A 16,935-nucleotide genomic window follows, 5' to 3' on the forward strand; every position below is an offset into this window, starting at 1 on the left:
GAGGTCGGCCAGAAGGCGACGGTCGTCGAGGATCCCCGGGGCGAACTCCGGCCGAAGGCGCAGAGACAGGCGGATGCCACAGGCGAGGAACTGGGGTCGCTGGGGTTCGCTCTCGGCGCCGTTGGCTGGACGGCATGGCGGGGCTCGGATGCGGGCCGCCGGAGAGGCGGTGGGGCGCGCAGCGCTCACCGGAACCTCGCCGGGGCCGTGGGGCGGGCGTCTCGCAGGAGGAGCAGGAGGAGAGGCTCCGCGAAGCGCTGTGTACCTACCCTGCTGACCGCCGCGGCTACATCAAAGTGCTCCTGAGAACTACCCCGACATGTCCCAGCAGCGTGCGGCCCGGATCGCCTGGCTGTCAGGCACTGCGGGAGTCCTTCGCGGCTTGGAGCGTGATGAGGATGAAGTCCTTGTGGCTCGGCTTGGTGCGCAGGACCTTGTTGGCCTTGTTCTCCTTGGCGAAGGCCCCGAGCCGGGTCTGCGCGCAGTAGGCCACGTCCCGCTGGATCGCGTGCTTCGTGGCGTTCCTGGTCGACTCCCGCTCAACTGTCGTTCGCGGAGATGCCGTGACGATTGGGTGGCCGCGGAGTGAGGGGCGATGCGGCCTGCCGGGCGACACCCCTCCTTTGAGCGCCCTTTGCGGTTCGTTGGTTGTGGCCCCGAAAACCCTTGACACACAGTGACCGTGGCCGTCTGTGTCCTGCGGGGCGGACGGGTAGGCAGGCGTTCACGGGGGTTAGTGGTGGCGGATCACGTCAAGGTGTCCACGAGCGAGTTGCGGGAGATCAGCCGGTCTGTCGCGAAGTTGAAGTCCAACTTTGAACATGCGAAGGATCTCGTCGACTCGTACGGATCCGAGATCGGGTCCGGTGATGTGGCCGGCGCGCTCGGCGACTTCGCGGACGACTGGAAGAAGAAGCGCAAGCAGCTCTGCGACGGGCTGGAGTTCCTCGGGAAGACCGCGGGCGAGGCGGCCAAGGCCTACGACGGGGTCGATCAGCATCTCGCGGACGCGTTGCTCAAGGCCCAGTCGGGGGACAAGTGAGCGATCACGACTTCTCCGGCGTCGACTGGCAGACGGCTCGGTACGACGACAAGGAATTCACGCCGGGGGATCCGTACGAGGTGGCCCGGCTCGGCAAGCGGATCTCCGACACCGCCAAGCTGATCGAGGAGCAGGCCGGCAAGCTGAACAACCTCGTCGACGGGAACGGGTGGGACTCCGACGCGGGCAGGGAGTTCACCAAGAAGACCGGGGACACCGTAAAGCTGCTCGGTCAGTCGCATCAGCGGTACGCGGCGGCCGGGGCGGCCCTCGGTTCCTCCGTGCCGTACGAACCCATCGCCGACCAGGCACGGGAGAACTGGGCGACCGCTCTCAGCCACGCCCAGAACCGGGTCCGTGCGGCGCTGAAGAAGGCCGCCGCCGCCGATGCCGACAGCAGTAACTATCAGAAGCAGATCGATCAGCATCCGTCGAGTAGCGACAGCCATCCCGACAAGCAGAAGCTGAAGCGGCAGAAGGAAGCCTCGGACGGGGAACTGGACGCCGCGAAGCGGGAGCTCCGGGCCGCGCTCGACTACCGGGACACCCAGGCCGGGTACGCCGCCAAGGCGATACGGGACGCCATCGACCACGACGGGCTGAAGGACCCCAAGCACCACTGGTGGGACAACTGGAAGGACTGGGTCGCCACCATCGGCCACTGGGCGGGAGCGATCGCCGGAGTGCTCTGCCTGCTGGCTCTGGTGCTGAGCTGGGTCCCCATCCTCGGCGAGGTGCTCGGGGCACTGGCCCTGATCGCCTCCGTGGTCGCGCTCGTGTGCGACACCGTCTCCGCGCTGGACGGCAAGGGCACCTGGCTGGACGTCGCCATCGACGTGGTCGGCGTGCTGTCCTTCGGTGCCGGCCGGGTTCTCGGGACGACCTTCAAAGAGGCGGCCACCGCCGCGCGGGGATCGTCGGCGCTCAGGGAGTTCCTGAACCTGCGGGGGCTGGGCGTGGGCGAGAAACTGGCCGGCGAAATCGCCCAGGCGAACTCGGGAGTCAAGGCGGGCAAGATCGCCGAAGCCCTGGCGAAGGGACCGGACAGCGTCCTGCCCAGGATGAAGTCGATCGTCAAGGAGTCCGTCAACTTCAAGGCGTACTTCAGCGACATCCGCACGGCCGTCGCCGAGCGTGGCGCCGAGGACTCGATCCTCACCAAGGACCTGCCCAGGTGGAGCGGTCTCTCCGACTCGGTCTTCAAGGGCAAGGCATGGTCGGCCGGTGGCTTGTACGCAGCGAGCCAGGTGCTGCCGCTGGGCGCGGGCATTGTGAACCTGGCGCCCTCGGCAGGCTGGGAGCCGGCCTCGATCGAACGCAACCTGTTCGACGGTCTCAAGCACACAGCTCCCCTCGGGTCGAGCGGCATTCCCTTCTACAACTGGAACTGGAAGGTCGCCGGCGGCTGAGGGCGTCAACCAAAACTGCAACTTGCGGTACCGGATCACGGCGAGGCCCGTAAGGGCGAGGAGAGAACGAGGAAAGTGGCACTTGGAGACGGCCAGACCGTCGACGAACAGTTCGCCCGGCTCCCGAGAAGCAGACAGCGCGAACTCGAGGAGAAAGGGCTCGGTCTGCCGAGACTGCGCGACATCGCTCTTGAGGAGGGCGGTGAGCTGGCCGTGCAGCACATCCTCGCGGAGCACTCCCGCCCTTCCAGCCCGTGGGATTTCGACGGCGATCGGCGCACGGACGAGAGCAGAGGGGGGTGGCCGTGGATACGGCTGCTCCTGGCCGCTGTCATCGGCGTGGCCGTGTGCCTGCTGTCCACGTACGTCCTCAACTCCTCGGCGCTCTTCGTCGGCGCGTCCTGCGGTGTGGTCGTGGCCTGGGCGGGGTTCAGGACCCGCAGGTCGCTCGGTGGGCTCGTCGCCTGCGGGCTCGTCGCGGTGGCCTATGTCACCCTGATCTGGACGGGCTCGTACGCCGCCGACGAGTGGTACCTGCACCTGCGTGGGCAGGAGACCACGGTCACCTACGCGAAGCCCCTGCACGAGCAGGCCTCGCACGGCGTTCGCGTCACGTACTGCCGCGTCACGCTCCCGGACGGAACCGTCCACAGGGTGTTCAAGAACGACAAGCGGTGTACCGACGAGACCATGGTCGGCGCCAGGACCCATGCGGTGATCGACCCGTCGAATCACTACCGGCCGGTGCTCGGAGGCAAGTCCGCCATCGGCGGGACCGCTGCCGCGTACGTCTGCCTCGGCGCCGCAGCCGTCCTCGTCCTCACCCCGGTGACCGCCGCTGTGATGAGCCGGTCGAACGAGCGGCGCAGTGGGCGGGGCGAACAGGGCAGCCGGGCGAGCGGTACGGACGTATGACCGACCGCACGGAAACCCGCGTCACCCCCGTCCCGCCCCCCTCCGACTACCGCCTCGCCGTCCCCGACGGCTGGGAGCGGATCGAGCTGGACAGTCCGGAGCGCTGGACGCACCGCATCGACAAGCTGGTCAAGCGGGGGCTGCGGCGTACGCGGGCCACCCCGCAGCTGGAGGCCGCGCTCGCGGAGCGGATGCGGGCACAGGCCGCGGCGGCGCAGGCCAACGGTGGCGTCGAGATGTACGTCGTCAACGAGGTCCTCGGCCAGGTCGCCGTCTCCGCCGGTCTGGTCGTGACCGTCCTGCGGCCCGCACCCGGCACCGATCCCGGCGACCTCGGCGACATCGCCCGTTCCCTCGTCCTCGGCGCCGAGGGCGCCGATGGCGGCGACGCCGGTCACGTCGGTGACGACGACGTCACCCTCGTCGACCTCCCCGCCGGCCCCGCCGTACGCCACCGCTACCTTCGCCGGCCCGCCCCCGACGGCCCCGGCAACCTCGAAGGCAACAAACTCGCCGTCGCCCACCTGGACATCTACCTCGCCGTCCCGCACAGCGGCCAGCGGCTGTTGCTCTCCTTCTCGACACCGACGGCACCGCCGCTGGAGCCGCTGGTGGAGGCCCTGGTCACGTTGTTCGACTCCGTCGCCCGCACCCTGCAATGGATGGCCTGATGCCCGAGTTCGCCGCCGCGACCGTTCGTATGCGGACACCGGAGGACGCCGTCGCGCTGCCCGTACGGTCGTCCGTGGATCTGCGCGGGTGGGCCGCGGAGACCGCCCGGGGGCTCGTCGGTCCGGACGACGACGTGCCGAAGCTGTTCGACGCCCTCGCCGCCGAACTTCGCGAGGCCGCCGCCGACTCCCGCGAGCGCGGCCCGATCAGCGCGCTGTCGTACGTCCCCGAACCCCGCCTCGGTGAACTCGCCCGGATCGAGCTGTCCGGGCTGGTCGCCGACGACACGTACCCGACCATGACCGTCGACCTGCTCCGGCGCTACCTGGCCGCCCCCACCCCGGTCTCCTACCGCCCGCCCGAGGCCGAGCTCCGTACCCTTCCCGCGGGCCCGGCGGTTCGGGTCCGGCACGCGTACGTCCAGGACGTCGGCCGGGACGGGCTGGGGACGGTCATGGAGACGTGCGCCTACGGCATCCGGGCCGACGAGACCTGGGGGCTCGTCCTGCTCACGTCATGGAAGGCGCTGGCCCACACGGACGCCCTGTGCGAGCTGACCGACGAACTGGCCAAGACCGTCCGGGTCACGTCCTAGCACGAACCTGGCACACACGCGTTCCAACGGGCCGTGGGCCACCGGGCCGAAGGTCCTCCATGGGGCGGCGCGACCGGTACGGTCGGGCGATCGGGACAGCGGGATGAACGGCGGGACGTCCGGTTCGGCAATGCGTCCGGTTCGGCACCCCCCTCCGACTACCGTCTCGCCGTTCCCGAGGCGTGGGGGCTCGTCCTGCTCACGTCCTGGCGGGCGTCGGCCCGCCGGGTCAGGATCACCAGCGTCCACACCAGCAGCACCGCCGAAGCGATCGTCGAGGCGATGCCCACCGCCCACAGCCACGGGTAATGGGCGAACACCCAACTCGGCGTCACCGAACCGCGTTTACGCCTGCCGCTGTCCATCGCGTTGAAGGCCAGCGACAGGAAGACCAAAAGCAAGGCCACGGCCAGGACGGCGAGAACCGTCCAGCCCAGGGCGCGGGCCGGACGGGTCTTCCATGCCTGTCGCCCCACACCGTCCAGAGTCCGGAGGAAGAGCCCGACCAGGAGCGGGGCGGCCACACCGAGGCACACCGCGAAGGCGTACGCCCCGCCCGGCCAGTCCCGTGCCGCCCACCGCCAGGCGTCGTCGCCCCAGAGCATGGTGCCCAATGCCATCAGGACGAACCCGCCCCCGATGCAGGGGAACATCAGGCACCCGAAGAGAGCGTCCCGGTCCTTCTTCGCCTTCTTCGCACCGGGCCCCCGGACCCGCGACGCGGCCGGAGCGGCCCTCGGGCGCCCGGGCTTGGCCGATCCACCCACGGCGCGCCTCCCCTCTCGGTCAGCCGGCGGCCAGATGGCGAAGCAGGGCCTCGCCCTCCAAGGACGTCAGACGGCACCAGGAGCCATCCGTGAAGGTGATCCGGAAGTCCCGGCCGCCGGCACTGAACGGTCGCCGCTCCACCGCGGCGACCGTGCCGAGATCCGTGTCCCAGAGGACTTCCTCCCAGGGTTTCCTGGGGTCCTTCAGCCCGCCGAGCACCAGCAACCGGCGATCGGTCAGGGCCAGCTCCGTGATGTCCGTGCCGGGGCGCCGGGCCGGGTCGAGCTGCCAGGGGAGGGTACGGGCGATCGTGCCGGGGGTCGCCCACAGCACCGGGAAGTCCTTCTCCTCGTTCTCCGGGTCCGCACTCCTGCCGAGACCGTCCGGCTGGGCCGGGCTGCCTCCGAGGAGTCCGAGGACGAGCGTGAACAGGACGGCGAACACCGCCACCACGCCGTCCCCCACCACGCGGGCGAACCACGAGCGTCGGCGATACACCGGCCCTGCCGGCCAGTCCGCCAACTCGGCCTGGATGTCCCGTCGTTCCGTGTCCCGGAACCAGCGTCGCCCTTCGACCCGCCCCGCGGCCCCGCTCGCGAAGGACACCCGGCCGCGCGTCACGAGCTCCTCGCCCTCGGGGGGCTTCCAGTGATGGCGGTACGACGGCTCGATCACGGTCTGACACCCTCCCCGTCACGCAGGCCGGCGAACCCTCACCGGACCGTCCGATCCTATTCGGACGGCGTCGCCGGCAACCGCCGCAGCTTCTGCGGCAGTTCGGTCACCGACACCGGATGGCCGCTCAACTCCCGTCACGCAGCAGGGCGTACGCGAAGACCAGCCGCCGGTCCAGCCACTCGGCCCGGACCAGGAAGCGGCGATCCTCCTCGGACGTCAGCACCAGCTCTCCGTCGGCCTTCCATTCGAGGGTGCGCGGCCTGCCGGGCTGGTCGCCGCCCTCCGCGCCCATGTCGGCCACGGCCTGCAGGGCGCCCAGCAGCAGCTTGCCGGCGCCCTTCTGGACCATCTCGGTGACCCCGCCCTTCGCCCACTCCGCGCTGCTCACGAGCTCGGGACGCCCCCGCTGTTCGATGCGCCAGGTCGGCCTGAGAGCGTGCTTCAGCGGCGGGATTCGGCGGACCGCACCGACGACCTGGCCCAGCCCGTCCCGGACCTGGTAGCGGCGGGCGCCGCCCGCGTCCTCGGGATCGTCGACGGAGCACAGGAGACGATGACCCTCCGCGTCCTCGTACAGACGCAGGCCGTCCGCGGCTCCCTGCGGGGGAAAGAACGCGCACGGAGCGTTGACCTTCCGCGCACTTCCGCCGTGCGGAACCCGGACGGCACGGATGCCGAACACGGGCCGTTTCCGCTGCAGCGTGACGGGGCGTTCCTCATGGGTGATGCTGAACTCCCAAGCGTCGGCCCAGGGCACGACGGGAACGGGCGGGTCATCGACGTTCCTGCTCCTGCCGAACACCATCTGTCCCCACGGTCGCGGTGCGGGGCACTGGCCGTCCCCCTCCCCATACCGGCCGACTCTATCCACGGGTCCCGTCCGGCCCCGCCAGTCTCTGGTGCGGGATGCGGGCGTGTACACACGCAACGTGCTGTGGTGCAGCGTGTGAAGGGACCTTCACCATTTTCACGATGCCGCATCAGTCTCCGGGGCCGTCCGGTCCCTCCCCCTTCACGCATGGGATCATCTTTCGGCACACCGACGTCTACCTCGGGGGACAAGCTCTCATGCCGACCACGCGACAGAGGGCGGCCGTTGCCTGCCTTCTCGCAGCCTTCGCGTTCGCTGCGACCGGTTGCAGCAGCGACTCCGGTGACACTTCGGCGAAGGACAAGATCAAGGGGGCGGACAGCAGCGAGTCGGCTTCCACGTCGCCGTCCGCTTCCGCTTCGGCTTCGGCCGACAAGAACGCGCCGAGCTTCGACTTTCCGTCGGACATCACCGTGACCGTCGACAGGGAGCCGACAGGGGTCGCCACAAAGGACGCTGTTCTTCGGGATCTGGCGTACGCGGCCCAGGCGCGGCTCGAGGCTTTCGCCAAGGGGAGCGGGCAGACCGTCAACCTGAATCGCTACTTTGCGGGATACGCCCGTACCTACTGGGCCAACAGGGTTGCGGACCTCAAGAAACAGGGTCTGACCGTCACGGGCCACTATCGGTACTTCGATTTCCAGGTGACCGACGTCGCGAACGGCAAGACGGCGGCGGTTCGGTACTGCGAGGACCAGAGCAAGGCGTACGGCAAGGTCGTCAAGACTCAAAAGGTGCAAGTCACCAAGCCGAGCGACAAGGACTTCATCCTCAACACGCTCCAGGTCGCGAAGGACCAGGCCGGCGACTGGCAGGTCACACAGCAGAGCTGGAAGAAGGGGGACGTCTCGTGCGTGCAGAGGTGAGTGCCCGAGTCGTTCGTCCCGCCGCCTGGACGGCGGCGGCCGTGAGTCTGATCATGGCGTTGGGAGTGAGCACTCCGGCGTATGCGGGTGACCCTTCCTATGGCGGAGACGAGGGCGATGTCCAGCCGACGCCACCCAAATCCGACCCCAACTCCGGCTCCGGCGGCAGCTCCGGACCCGGAACCATCGGCGCCCACATCCAGGTCCACCAGATCAAGACCGGCAGCTCCGGCAGCTCCACCTCGAAGGCCACGTCCTCGAACGCCGACTGGAAGCCCCCCGTCTGCTGGTACGAGCCGATGTACACGCCCCAGGAGTACGAGGAGTTCATCAAGTCCTCGTACAAGGGCGCGCAGGAACCCGCGGCGAGTTACGCGAAGAAGCGGGAGGGCGAGGACTACCACAAGGGCGACAAGGGCCTGTGGTGGCAGGTGCAGTTCCGTCACGACGCTTTCAGCGAGGCCTGCCCCGTCACCCCCGCCAACTGGGAGATCTGGGTACCCCCGGCGCGGCCGAAGCAGGACCCGCATCAGCTGACCCCGGAGACGCTCTCCGAACTCGCCTACAACTCGACCAAGTTGCCGACGCCCCCCGTGGCGCTGAGCCCGAAGGGCGACCGGCTCGTCGTGAACCTGGGCACGCGGGTGAAGCTCGACGGCGACTTCGACCGGACCTGGACGACCGCCAGCATCAACTACAAGGGCGTACAGATGGCCGCGACCACCGTCGCGACTCCCGTGGCGCTCAAGGTGGACGCCGGTACCGCGGACGCCGATCCGCAGAGCTGCACGTACGACCTGGTCAAGGGCGCCAAGGGGTACACGGTCGACAGCAAGGACGCGGGCTGCAACGTGACGTACCTCAAGTCGTCGGGGAGCGGCACCTATCCCTTCAAGGCCTCCATCACCTGGAAGGTGACCTGGACGGACTCCGCCGACCCCGACGGGCCGACGCAACAGCCGGGTCTTCCGGACGGGTTGTCCACGTTCGAGGAGAACGTGGCGGTCCACGAGATCCAGTCGGTGAACCGGTAGCGGCGGGGATCGTTCCGCTGCCTCCTGAGCCGGGTCGGTCAAGCCGGTGTGATTCATTCGTGCAGGCCTTACGGGTGGCCGGTGAGGAGGAGGGGCGCGGGCGGTGTGCGGCGTGGGTGTTCTGGATTCGCCGGCGCACAGGTCTGGGTCCCTCGTCTGCTCCCTGTTCTCAACTGGCACACGGGCCAGCGCCGTTGCAGATCGCAACGACGATTTCAGTGGGGTCAAGGTGTCCCGGCGCGCCTTGAGGGGCTTATGTGTGGCTGATACGGTGCGATCGCTTGACACTCACCCCGTGGCCGGGTATTTGGCCGACTCGGGGTGATTGGTGTGGAGTGTCCGCTTTCGAAGCGTTGACAGAGTTTCAGAGTTCTTGACAGACAGAGTCTTGGCTGTAACGGGGAGCGGTTGCGTGAAGATCCAAGAGCGTACGGGGGCGGGCGCCGGTCGTTCCGGTGGTCCGGCTCAGCCTTCGGCCGGTGACCGGCTTCCCACCGCGCCGCGCGAGCGCAAGCCCGCGCTGGCGGCGCTCGCGGTGCTGCTGATTCTGCTGGGTGCGCTGGGGGCTACGACGCTCGTGCTGCAGGCCGGCAAGCGGGTCGAGGTCATAAAGATCACGCAGGAGATCCCGGCCGGGTCTTCCGTGACCGGCAGCAACGTGACCTCCGTCATGGTCGCCGACGACTCCAGCATCCACTACGTCAGGTGGTCCCAGCTGGAGGGCCTGAAGAAGCTGAAGGCCCTCAGCACCATCCCGGCCGGCGCCGTCGCCGTCGGTGAGATGTTCGGCAGCGGCAGCAAGCTTCCCGCCGGCAAGTCCACCGTCGGCCTGGCCCTCAAGGAGGGTCAGTACCCGACCGGTATCGAGGTCGGGGACACCGTCGCCGCCTACCGTGTCACCGGCTCCTCGTCCGCCGGCAGCTCTTCCTCCGCCAACGGCACCGACTCGCTGATCGTCGGCGACGCCAGGGTCACCGCCGTACCAGAGGCCAAGAGCGGCTCGGACTTCACCGCCAGCACCAACTACGCCGTCACGCTCACCGTCGACAGCGACAAGGCCGCCGATCTGGCCGACGCCGCCTCCAACGGCGAGGTCGCCCTAGTCCTCGTACCCGGCTCCGGCAACTAGAAGGCGGCCCCACCCCATGGCGCTCATCGCAATCGCCGCCGACAAGGGTTCCCCCGGCGTCACCACCGCGGCCGTCGCGCTGGCCGCGGTCTGGCCGCGTCGGGTCCTGCTCGCCGAGGCCGATCCGGCCGGCGGCGACCTGGTCTACCGCAGTGCCGCCGCGCACGGCGGACCGCTCAACCCCAACACCGGCATGCTCTCCATAGCGGCCACCGCCCGGCGCGGGCTGGTTCCCGACCAACTCTGGGATCACGTGCAGCCGTTGAGCGGCGGCCTGGAGGTGCTGGTCGGGCTGGGCATCGCCGAGCAGGCCGCCGGGCTCGCCGGGCTGTGGCCCACCCTCGGGCACGCCTTCGCCTCCCTCGCCGACTCCCCGAACGCGCCCGCCGACGTCATCGCCGACTGCGGCCGGGTCAGCGGCGACACCCCGGCCGTCGAGTTGTTCCCGCACGCGGCGCTCGTGCTGCTGGTCTCGCGGACCGAGCCGGAGGCCCTCGCCCGGGTCCGGGACCGTGCGGCCGCCCTCGCGCAGAAGCTGCACGGCGGCCCGCGCGGTGCCGCCGCGCTCGCCACCCCGCTGATCGGGGTGGTGCTGGTGGCCGACCCGTCGAGCTCCGGCAAGCTGGTCAACCAGGTCAACGACATGCTCGTACACGCCCAGACCGGGGCCCGGGTGGTCGGCACGATCGCCGACGACCCGGCCGGTGCCGACCAGCTGGCCGGCCGTAAGCGCGGGCGCCTCGACAAGTCCCTGCTCATCCGCTCGGCCCGCAAGGTCACCGCCGACCTCCACCAACAGTACGGCGCCGCCTGGTCCGTACCGACCCAGGCGCCCCATGCGGGGGCCGGCCGATGACCGCTGTCGACCACCAGTTGGTCAAGCGGTTCCGGCAGGACGCCGGCGACCGTATCGCCGAGCAGCGCCGCCAGGACCAGACGTCCGGTGTCACGCCGATGTCCAACGAGGACGAACGGCAGTACGCCCGCGCGGTCATAGCCCAGATCCTGGAGGATTACGCCCGCGCGGACATCAACGCCGGGCGCACCCCGCTGGACGCGGAGACCGAGGAGCAGTACGCGGCCGCCGTGCACGCGGCGCTCTTCGGTGTCGGCCGCCTCCAGCCGCTGCTGGACGACCCCGAGGTCGAGAACATCGACATCAACGGGTGCGACCAGGTGTTCGTGGGGTACAGCGACGGACGGGAGGCGAAGGGGGACCCCGTCGCCGAGACCGACGAGGAACTCGTCGAGCTCATCCAGGTGCTCGGCGCCTACTCGGGTCTCTCCTCCCGGCCCTTCGACTCCGCCAACCCGCAGCTCGACCTCCGCCTCCCCGACGGCTCCCGGCTCTCCGCCGTCATGGACGTCACCCGGCGGCCCGCGCTGTCCATCCGCCGCGCCCGCATGGGCAAGGTCTTCATCTCCGACCTGGTCGGCAACGGCACGGTGACGCCCGAGGTCGCGCACTTCATGGCCTGCGCCGTGCGCGCCCGCAAGAACATCATGATCGCGGGCGCCACGAACGCCGGCAAGACGACGCTGCTGCGCGCTCTCGCCAACGAGATCCCGCCGCACGAGCGGCTCATCACCGTCGAGCGCGCGCTGGAGCTGGGCCTCGACACCTTCCACGACCTGCACCCGAACGTCGTCGCGTTCGAGGAACGGCTGCCCAACTCCGAGGGCCAGGGCACCATTTCCATGGCCGAACTGGTCCGCCGTTCGCTCCGTATGAACCCCTCCCGGGTCATCGTCGGTGAGGTCCTCGGCGACGAGATCGTCACCATGCTCAACGCGATGTCGCAGGGCAACGACGGGTCGCTCTCCACGATCCACGCCAACAGCTCCAGCGAAGTCTTCAACCGCATCTCGACCTACGCGCTCCAGGCCTCCGAGCGACTGCCCATCGAGGCCAGCCAGATGCTGATCGCGGGCGCGGTGAACTTCGTCGTCTTCATCCAGCGGCGCAACAACTACCAGACCGGTGGCCGCCTCCAGCGCATGGTCACCTCGGTCCGCGAGGTCAACGGCGTCGACGGCCGGGTGCTGTCCAGCGAGGTGTTCGCGGAGGCCCCCGACGGCCGGGTCGTACCACATGCGCCCATAGCCTGTCTGGAGGACCTGATGGCCTACGGCTACCAGCCGCACGGGGCCTGGGGGTGATCTGACATGAACCTGAATTCCCTGGGCTCCATGGGCGGACTCTTCTCCACCGAGGTCCTCTACGCGCTCGGCTGCGGTGTCGCCGCCGGCGGCGGACTCGCGCTGCTGATCCTGGCGATCCGCGGCCTGCCCGCCAAGCCCGACCACGAGAAGCAGAAGGCGAACGAACGGGCCGCCGAGCTCATCCGGTTCGCCGGTCAGCGCGGTTCCCTCGCGGCCATCATCGGACTCGCCGTCCTGCTGATGACCCGCTGGGCGGTGGCCGGCGTCGCCGCCGGCGTCCTGGTCTTCTTCTGGGACAAGCTGTTCGGCGGCGCCGCCGAGGAACGCGCCGCGATGAAGCGCGTGGAGGCCCTCGCCTCCTGGACCGAGTCGCTGCGCGACACCATCGCCGGCGCGGTCGGCCTGGAGCAGGCCATCCCGGCCTCCGCGCGGGCCTCGGCGCCGATCCTGCGGCCGCACCTCGACGCCCTCGTCGACCGGCTGCGCTCCCGCACCCCGCTGCCGGACGCCCTCCAGCACCTCGCCGACGAGATCAACGACGCCTCGGCCGACATCATCGTCGCGGCGCTCATCCTCAACGCCCGCCTCCGCGGCCCCGGTCTGCGCCAAGTGCTGGGCGCCCTGGCCAAGTCGTCGCGCGAGGAGGTCGACATGCGCCAGCGCGTGATGGCCCAGCGCGCCTCCACCCGGCGGTCGGTGCAGATCGTCGTCGCCGTGTCGGTGGCGTTCGTGCTCGGCCTCGCCGTCTTCAACCGCGACTTCGTCTCGCCGTACGGCACCGCCGTCGGCCAGCTCGTCCTCGCCCTGGTCTGCGCCCTGTTCGCACTCGGCTTCTGGTGGCTGCGCAAGCTGTCCACCATCGAGACCCCGGAACGGTTCCTGGTCCGCGACCAGTCCTCGGTCCAGTTCGTACGACCGCCCCGCACCGCTCCCGACGCACCGGGCGCCCCCGGCCAGCAGCAGCTCCCCACCGAGGAAGGGGCCCGCCGATGAGCCTCACGATGCCGATCGTCGTCGGCGTGATCCTCGGTCTGGGCGTCTACGCCCTGATCCGCGCCCTGATGCCGTCCAAGCGCAGCGCGATCGCCCAGGTCGCCCGGATCGACGCGATGCGGGCACGCGGCGCGGCGTACGAGTCCGCGCGGCAGACGCAGGACACCGGCTGCTTCGGCTCCCTGCGCGCCGAGGTCGGCGAACGGGTCGCCGACTTCTACCGGCAGCAGGGCTGGGAACAGCGCTCGCTCCGCGCCGACCTCGCCGTCCTGGAACGCAGCTGGGAGAAGTTCCTCGCGACCAAGGTGCTGCTCGCGGCCACCGGCCTGATCTTCGGCCCGTTCCTGTTCGCCGTCGTCTACACCCTGGGCTTCGGGCGCAGCCCGGTCATCCCGGTCTGGCTGTCCCTGGCCTGCGCGGCCCTGTTCTTCTTCCTGCCCGACCTCGAGGTACGACGGGACGCCGCCGAGAAGCGACGGGACCTCAGGCGGGTGATCGGGGCGTACCTCGACCTGGTGTCGATGAGCCTCGCCGGCGGCCGCGGCCTGCCGGAGGCCCTGATGGCGGCCGCCGAGGTCTCCGACGGCTGGGCCAACCAGCGCATCCGCAACGCACTCGCCGACGCCCGGATCACCGGCGTCAGCCAGTGGCAGGCGCTCGGCGCGCTCGGCGAGGAACTCGGCGTCGAGGAACTGAAGGACCTGTCGGCCTCACTGGCCCTGGTCGCGGACGACGGTGCCAAGGTCCGCGAGTCCCTCGCCTCCCGCGCCGAGACCATGCGGCACCGCGAACTCGCCGAGATCGAGGGCAGCGCGGGCGAGAAGTCCCAGTCGATGCTCGTCGCCCAGCTGCTGCTGTGCGCCGGCTTCCTGGTTTTCCTGATCTTCCCGGCGGCGATGCGGGTGTTCCAGGTCTGAGCTCTTGCGTGAACCTTCGCCAACTGCTGTTTCGAGAGGACAACACACCATGAACGGACGGAACTTCAGCACCGGGATCCCGGCAATGGACTTCCTGGTCACCTTCCTCCAGGGCCGGGTGCAGCGCGCCCGCTCCGGCGAACTCGACCGCGGCGCCTCCGCCGTCGAGTGGGTCATCATCTCCGCGGTCGTCGTGGCGATCGTCGGCGTCGTGGCCGCCATCATCAACGCCGCGCTCAGCGACGGCGCCAACAAGGTCGGCGACTGCATCAAGGGCGCCAACGCGAGCAAGACCTGCTGAGCGGACGTAGGGCAACGGGGCGACGGGGGTGACGGGGATGTCCGAGGGCGGGAGCAGAGGCCCGTGCGGCTGGGTACGCCGCCGGGCGGCGGCCGCGCGCGGTGACTCGGGAATGACCGCGATCGAGTTCGTGCTGCTCACCCCCGTCCTCTTCTTCATGATCTTCGCGACGGTGCAGTTCGCGCTGTACTTCTTCGCCGACCACGTGGCTCAAGCGGCAGCCCAGGCGGGCGCCCGCAAGGCCCGTGCCACCGCGGACGCCGAGCCCGGCGCTTGGCGCGGCAAGGCCCAGGACGTGGTCGACTCCTACATCAGCCAACTCGGGCCGCAGCTCGTCCTGTCGCCCGACGTGAAGATGCTCCAGCCGGAGCAGAACACGGTCGGCGTCGAGATCTCGGCCCGCATCCCGACGGTGTTCCCCGGCCTGGACCTGACGGTGCACGCGCAGTCGTCGGGACCGGTCGAGCGGTTCGTGGAGGACAAGAACTAGATGGCCTCCGCAACGGAAAAAGCCCTGGACGACCGGGGGCTGTCGACCGTCGAGGTCGTCATCCTCGCCCCGGTCATGATCCTGTTCATCCTCGTGCTCGTCGCCTTCGGCCAGCTCGTGGACGGCCGGGGCGCGATCGACGGCGCCGCCCGCGACGCGGCCCGTGCGGGCTCCATCCAGAAGGACCACGCCACGGCCATGTCGGAGGCCCGCAAGGCCGCCAAGGCCGACCTGTCGGACGTCTGCTCCGGCCCGGTCTCCGTCGTCCAGACCAGCGCGGGCTTCGAGCCCGACACCATCTTCACCGTCGAGGTGAGCTGCGAGGTGCGGGGCCTGGCCATGCTCGGCCTGGACATCCCCACGACGCTCACCGCGAGCTTCTCCTCGCCGCTGGACCCGTTCCGGAGGTCGGCGTGAGCGTGAGCATCGCGCTGCTGCGCACCTGGTGGGCCGCGCGGCGGCTGCGCCTCGACGACCGGGGCTCGGGCGCCGGGGCGGTCATCATCTTCGCCCTGGTGTTCCTCTCCCTCTCCGCCTTCGTCATCGACGGCGGCCTGTCCATCTCCAAGCGCGAACGCGCCGCGGACATCGCCGAACAGGCGGCGCGTTACGCGGCGCAGGACATCGACAAGGCCGCGCTCTACGAGAACCAGGGCGGCGCCGCCCCCATCAACTACCAGGACTGCGACGCCCGGGTGAAGACCTTCGCCCGCGAGATGGACATGTCCACGGCCGACATCGCGGGCACGCACTGCGTCGCCGCCGACGCCCAGCAGGTCCAGGTCGAGGTCCAGCTGACCTATGAACCGGTCTTCACGGGCATGTTCTACGGCGGCGCCATCGTGGTACACGGCGAGGCGACGGCCGAGAACGAGGTCGGCTGACCGGACGACCCGGTCACCGCCGGGGGTTCGGGGCGGTTGGGGGTTCCGGGTCGGCCGGGGGTTCGGGGGCGGTTGGGGGTTCCGGGTCGGCCGGGCGTTCGGGGGCGGTTGAGTACGCCGACACGTTGTCGATCTCGTGACCCTCGGCCGGCCGCCGCCAGACCCTGAGGTGCGCCTCGGCGACGAGGCCTTCGGCTGCCCAGGCGTTCCTGGTGAGGGAGCGGGCATACGCGACGAGACGCGGCTGCTGTTCCTCGTAGATCCGGGCGTAGTCGGTGGAGCTGATCACTGCAGGCAAAGTTTCAGGCTCATCGGAAAGTGACGCATGTCACTCAACTCGCTTGCGTTTCCGGCGTAATCAAACGGACTGCGGGCGCTCTCACAGATACGACGACCTGCCCCGCCCCGCACCGCACCCGGAGAAGCCCGTGCCCATCACGCTCGAACAGCCCACCGGCGCCCGCCTGCTCACCGCCGACGAGCAGGAGGTGGCGGTCCCCGCGACCCTCCGGTACACCTCGGCCGACCCGCAGGCCGTGCACTTCGTCTTCCCGCCGTGGATCTCCCTGGACGGCGAGGAGGTCACCTGGAGTTTCGCCCGCGCCCTGCTGGAGGAGGGCCTGGCGGGGCCGGCCGCCTTGGGCAACGTGCACGTCCGCCCGCACGGCTCCGCCCGCACGGTGGTCGAACTCCGCGCGGAGGAGGGCGTGGCGGCGATCAGTTTCGCCACGTCCGCCCTCACCCGCTTCCTGCTGTCGTCCCTGCGGGTCAGCGGTTGACGGACTGGATCTCCTGGACGGTGATCTCCTGCGTGTTGTCGAAGGTGCCGTCGGGGAGTTCGCCGCCGCTGCCGCCGGAACCGCGCCAGCTGATCTGCCAGGTGACGGAGGCCTTCAGCCGGTACGGCGTGCCGTTGGTGGCGTGCAGGTAACGGACGCCGCAGGACGGGGTACTGTCCGCGTCGCCCGGCCGGTACTCGGTGCCGATGGAACCGTCGTCGTTGATCGTGCAGTTGCCGGAGGCGGGAAACGTCTCGGCGTCACCGGTGCCGGGGTCGAGATGCAGGGCGACCGGCTTGGCGGTGGTCTCCGCCCACAGGCCGGTGCCGGGCAGCTCCGCGCGGACCCTGACCTCCCGTGACGGAGCCCAGTTTTCCGCCGGTGGGGTCACTGATCCGGGTGACCTTGATGCGGGAGTGACTCGCGGAG

The 16,935-nt window shown here is 69.9% G+C and carries 22 protein-coding genes and 1 pseudogene; 17 read left to right on the forward strand and 6 right to left on the reverse strand.

Annotation, left to right across the window (positions count from 1 at the left end):
• Positions 1–355: 355 nt before the first annotated feature.
• Positions 356–493 carry a hypothetical protein gene (locus ACWDGI_RS00595; protein ID WP_450753945.1) on the reverse strand — a complete coding sequence of 46 codons (138 nt, stop codon included), beginning with the start codon at positions 491–493 and terminating at the stop codon, positions 356–358.
• 246 nt (positions 494–739) lie between these two features.
• Between ACWDGI_RS00595 and ACWDGI_RS00600 the strand changes: the two genes are divergently transcribed.
• The 5 genes from ACWDGI_RS00600 to ACWDGI_RS00620 all read left to right on the forward strand — a co-directional run bounded on the left by ACWDGI_RS00600 (position 740) and on the right by ACWDGI_RS00620 (position 4,633).
• On the forward strand, positions 740–1,042 hold the full coding sequence (locus ACWDGI_RS00600; protein WP_450753947.1) for a hypothetical protein: 303 nt from the start codon (positions 740–742) through the stop codon (positions 1,040–1,042).
• Positions 1,039–2,451 carry a hypothetical protein gene (locus ACWDGI_RS00605; protein WP_450753949.1) on the forward strand — a complete coding sequence of 471 codons (1,413 nt, stop codon included), beginning with the start codon at positions 1,039–1,041 and terminating at the stop codon, positions 2,449–2,451. Before ACWDGI_RS00600 ends, ACWDGI_RS00605 begins: the two co-directional genes overlap by 4 nt.
• Positions 2,452–2,526: 75 nt before the next feature.
• A complete protein-coding gene (locus ACWDGI_RS00610) occupies positions 2,527–3,366 on the forward strand; it encodes a hypothetical protein (protein WP_450753951.1) in 840 nt (279 codons plus the stop codon).
• Positions 3,363–4,037 (forward strand): hypothetical protein, encoded by a 675-nt coding sequence (locus ACWDGI_RS00615; protein ID WP_450753953.1) that lies wholly within the window; start codon positions 3,363–3,365, stop codon positions 4,035–4,037. The genes ACWDGI_RS00610 and ACWDGI_RS00615 overlap by 4 nt, the downstream gene beginning before the upstream one ends.
• The gene (locus ACWDGI_RS00620) at positions 4,037–4,633 is read left to right on the forward strand and encodes a hypothetical protein (RefSeq protein ID WP_450753955.1); all 597 of its coding nucleotides are present in this window, start codon (positions 4,037–4,039) and stop codon (positions 4,631–4,633) included. Before ACWDGI_RS00615 ends, ACWDGI_RS00620 begins: the two co-directional genes overlap by 1 nt.
• A gap of 158 nt (positions 4,634–4,791) precedes the next feature.
• Here ACWDGI_RS00620 and ACWDGI_RS00625 read toward each other — a convergent pair whose 3' ends face one another.
• The 3 genes from ACWDGI_RS00625 to ACWDGI_RS00635 form a co-directional block, all read right to left on the reverse strand.
• On the reverse strand, positions 4,792–5,400 hold the full coding sequence (locus tag ACWDGI_RS00625; RefSeq protein WP_450753957.1) for a hypothetical protein: 609 nt from the start codon (positions 5,398–5,400) through the stop codon (positions 4,792–4,794).
• 19 nt (positions 5,401–5,419) lie between these two features.
• Positions 5,420–6,076 carry a hypothetical protein gene (locus ACWDGI_RS00630; protein WP_450753959.1) on the reverse strand — a complete coding sequence of 219 codons (657 nt, stop codon included), beginning with the start codon at positions 6,074–6,076 and terminating at the stop codon, positions 5,420–5,422.
• A gap of 127 nt (positions 6,077–6,203) precedes the next feature.
• Entirely contained in the window at positions 6,204–6,761 is a 558-nt protein-coding gene (locus ACWDGI_RS00635; RefSeq protein WP_450753960.1) for a hypothetical protein, read from the reverse strand.
• Positions 6,762–7,147: 386 nt separating this feature from the next.
• Here ACWDGI_RS00635 and ACWDGI_RS00640 point away from each other — a divergent pair, with 386 nt between their 5' ends.
• The 11 genes from ACWDGI_RS00640 (at position 7,148) to ACWDGI_RS00690 (ending at position 15,727) form a co-directional block, all read left to right on the forward strand.
• A complete protein-coding gene (locus ACWDGI_RS00640) occupies positions 7,148–7,816 on the forward strand; it encodes a hypothetical protein (RefSeq protein ID WP_450753962.1) in 669 nt (222 codons plus the stop codon).
• Positions 7,817–7,881: 65 nt separating this feature from the next.
• Positions 7,882–8,850 carry a hypothetical protein gene (locus ACWDGI_RS00645; protein ID WP_450753964.1) on the forward strand — a complete coding sequence of 323 codons (969 nt, stop codon included), beginning with the start codon at positions 7,882–7,884 and terminating at the stop codon, positions 8,848–8,850.
• 412 nt (positions 8,851–9,262) lie between these two features.
• A complete protein-coding gene (locus ACWDGI_RS00650; RefSeq protein ID WP_450753966.1) occupies positions 9,263–9,979 on the forward strand; it encodes a hypothetical protein in 717 nt (238 codons plus the stop codon).
• Positions 9,980–9,995: 16 nt separating this feature from the next.
• Positions 9,996–10,835, forward strand: coding sequence for a hypothetical protein (locus tag ACWDGI_RS00655; protein WP_450753968.1), 840 nt, complete (start codon positions 9,996–9,998; stop codon positions 10,833–10,835).
• The gene (locus tag ACWDGI_RS00660) at positions 10,832–12,139 is read left to right on the forward strand and encodes a CpaF family protein (protein WP_450753970.1); all 1,308 of its coding nucleotides are present in this window, start codon (positions 10,832–10,834) and stop codon (positions 12,137–12,139) included. The genes ACWDGI_RS00655 and ACWDGI_RS00660 overlap by 4 nt, the downstream gene beginning before the upstream one ends.
• A gap of 6 nt (positions 12,140–12,145) precedes the next feature.
• Positions 12,146–13,135 (forward strand): type II secretion system F family protein, encoded by a 990-nt coding sequence (locus ACWDGI_RS00665; RefSeq protein WP_450753972.1) that lies wholly within the window; start codon positions 12,146–12,148, stop codon positions 13,133–13,135.
• Positions 13,132–14,052 carry a type II secretion system F family protein gene (locus ACWDGI_RS00670; protein ID WP_450753974.1) on the forward strand — a complete coding sequence of 307 codons (921 nt, stop codon included), beginning with the start codon at positions 13,132–13,134 and terminating at the stop codon, positions 14,050–14,052. The genes ACWDGI_RS00665 and ACWDGI_RS00670 overlap by 4 nt, the downstream gene beginning before the upstream one ends.
• 49 nt (positions 14,053–14,101) lie before the next feature.
• Positions 14,102–14,353 (forward strand): hypothetical protein, encoded by a 252-nt coding sequence (locus tag ACWDGI_RS00675; RefSeq protein WP_450753976.1) that lies wholly within the window; start codon positions 14,102–14,104, stop codon positions 14,351–14,353.
• 37 nt (positions 14,354–14,390) lie between these two features.
• The gene (locus ACWDGI_RS00680; protein WP_450753978.1) at positions 14,391–14,843 is read left to right on the forward strand and encodes a TadE family protein; all 453 of its coding nucleotides are present in this window, start codon (positions 14,391–14,393) and stop codon (positions 14,841–14,843) included.
• Positions 14,844–15,260 carry a TadE/TadG family type IV pilus assembly protein gene (locus ACWDGI_RS00685; protein WP_450753980.1) on the forward strand — a complete coding sequence of 139 codons (417 nt, stop codon included), beginning with the start codon at positions 14,844–14,846 and terminating at the stop codon, positions 15,258–15,260.
• A 2-nt stretch (positions 15,261–15,262) separates the two neighbouring features.
• Positions 15,263–15,727 carry a TadE/TadG family type IV pilus assembly protein gene (locus ACWDGI_RS00690; RefSeq protein WP_450755241.1) on the forward strand — a complete coding sequence of 155 codons (465 nt, stop codon included), beginning with the start codon at positions 15,263–15,265 and terminating at the stop codon, positions 15,725–15,727.
• A gap of 13 nt (positions 15,728–15,740) precedes the next feature.
• On the opposite strand, the gene ACWDGI_RS00695 is transcribed toward ACWDGI_RS00690, so the two are convergent.
• Positions 15,741–16,016: a sigma factor gene (locus tag ACWDGI_RS00695; protein ID WP_450755243.1), complete on the reverse strand. Its 276-nt coding sequence runs from the start codon at positions 16,014–16,016 to the stop codon at positions 15,741–15,743.
• A 139-nt stretch (positions 16,017–16,155) separates the two neighbouring features.
• Between ACWDGI_RS00695 and ACWDGI_RS00700 the strand changes: the two genes are divergently transcribed.
• On the forward strand, positions 16,156–16,506 hold the full coding sequence (locus ACWDGI_RS00700) for an SsgA family sporulation/cell division regulator (RefSeq protein ID WP_450753982.1): 351 nt from the start codon (positions 16,156–16,158) through the stop codon (positions 16,504–16,506).
• Here ACWDGI_RS00700 and ACWDGI_RS00705 read toward each other — a convergent pair.
• Positions 16,496–16,858, reverse strand: a pseudogene (locus ACWDGI_RS00705) (hypothetical protein); the annotation flags it as partial. The gene ACWDGI_RS00700 and the pseudogene ACWDGI_RS00705 sit on opposite strands and share 11 nt — an antisense overlap.
• Positions 16,859–16,935 lie beyond the last annotated feature (77 nt).

The organism is Streptomyces sp. NPDC001220 (assembly GCF_053597895.1).

Coding starts and splice junctions, on each gene's coding strand:
- ACWDGI_RS00615 (WP_450753953.1), top strand. CDS start 3,363: ATGACCGACCGCACGGAAACCCGCGTCACCCCCGTCCCGCCCCCCTCC.
- ACWDGI_RS00620 (WP_450753955.1), top strand. CDS start 4,037: ATGCCCGAGTTCGCCGCCGCGACCGTTCGTATGCGGACACCGGAGGAC.
- ACWDGI_RS00640 (WP_450753962.1), top strand. CDS start 7,148: ATGCCGACCACGCGACAGAGGGCGGCCGTTGCCTGCCTTCTCGCAGCC.
- ACWDGI_RS00655 (WP_450753968.1), top strand. CDS start 9,996: ATGGCGCTCATCGCAATCGCCGCCGACAAGGGTTCCCCCGGCGTCACC.
- ACWDGI_RS00660 (WP_450753970.1), top strand. CDS start 10,832: ATGACCGCTGTCGACCACCAGTTGGTCAAGCGGTTCCGGCAGGACGCC.
- ACWDGI_RS00665 (WP_450753972.1), top strand. CDS start 12,146: ATGAACCTGAATTCCCTGGGCTCCATGGGCGGACTCTTCTCCACCGAG.
- ACWDGI_RS00670 (WP_450753974.1), top strand. CDS start 13,132: ATGAGCCTCACGATGCCGATCGTCGTCGGCGTGATCCTCGGTCTGGGC.
- ACWDGI_RS00675 (WP_450753976.1), top strand. CDS start 14,102: ATGAACGGACGGAACTTCAGCACCGGGATCCCGGCAATGGACTTCCTG.
- ACWDGI_RS00680 (WP_450753978.1), top strand. CDS start 14,391: ATGTCCGAGGGCGGGAGCAGAGGCCCGTGCGGCTGGGTACGCCGCCGG.
- ACWDGI_RS00685 (WP_450753980.1), top strand. CDS start 14,844: ATGGCCTCCGCAACGGAAAAAGCCCTGGACGACCGGGGGCTGTCGACC.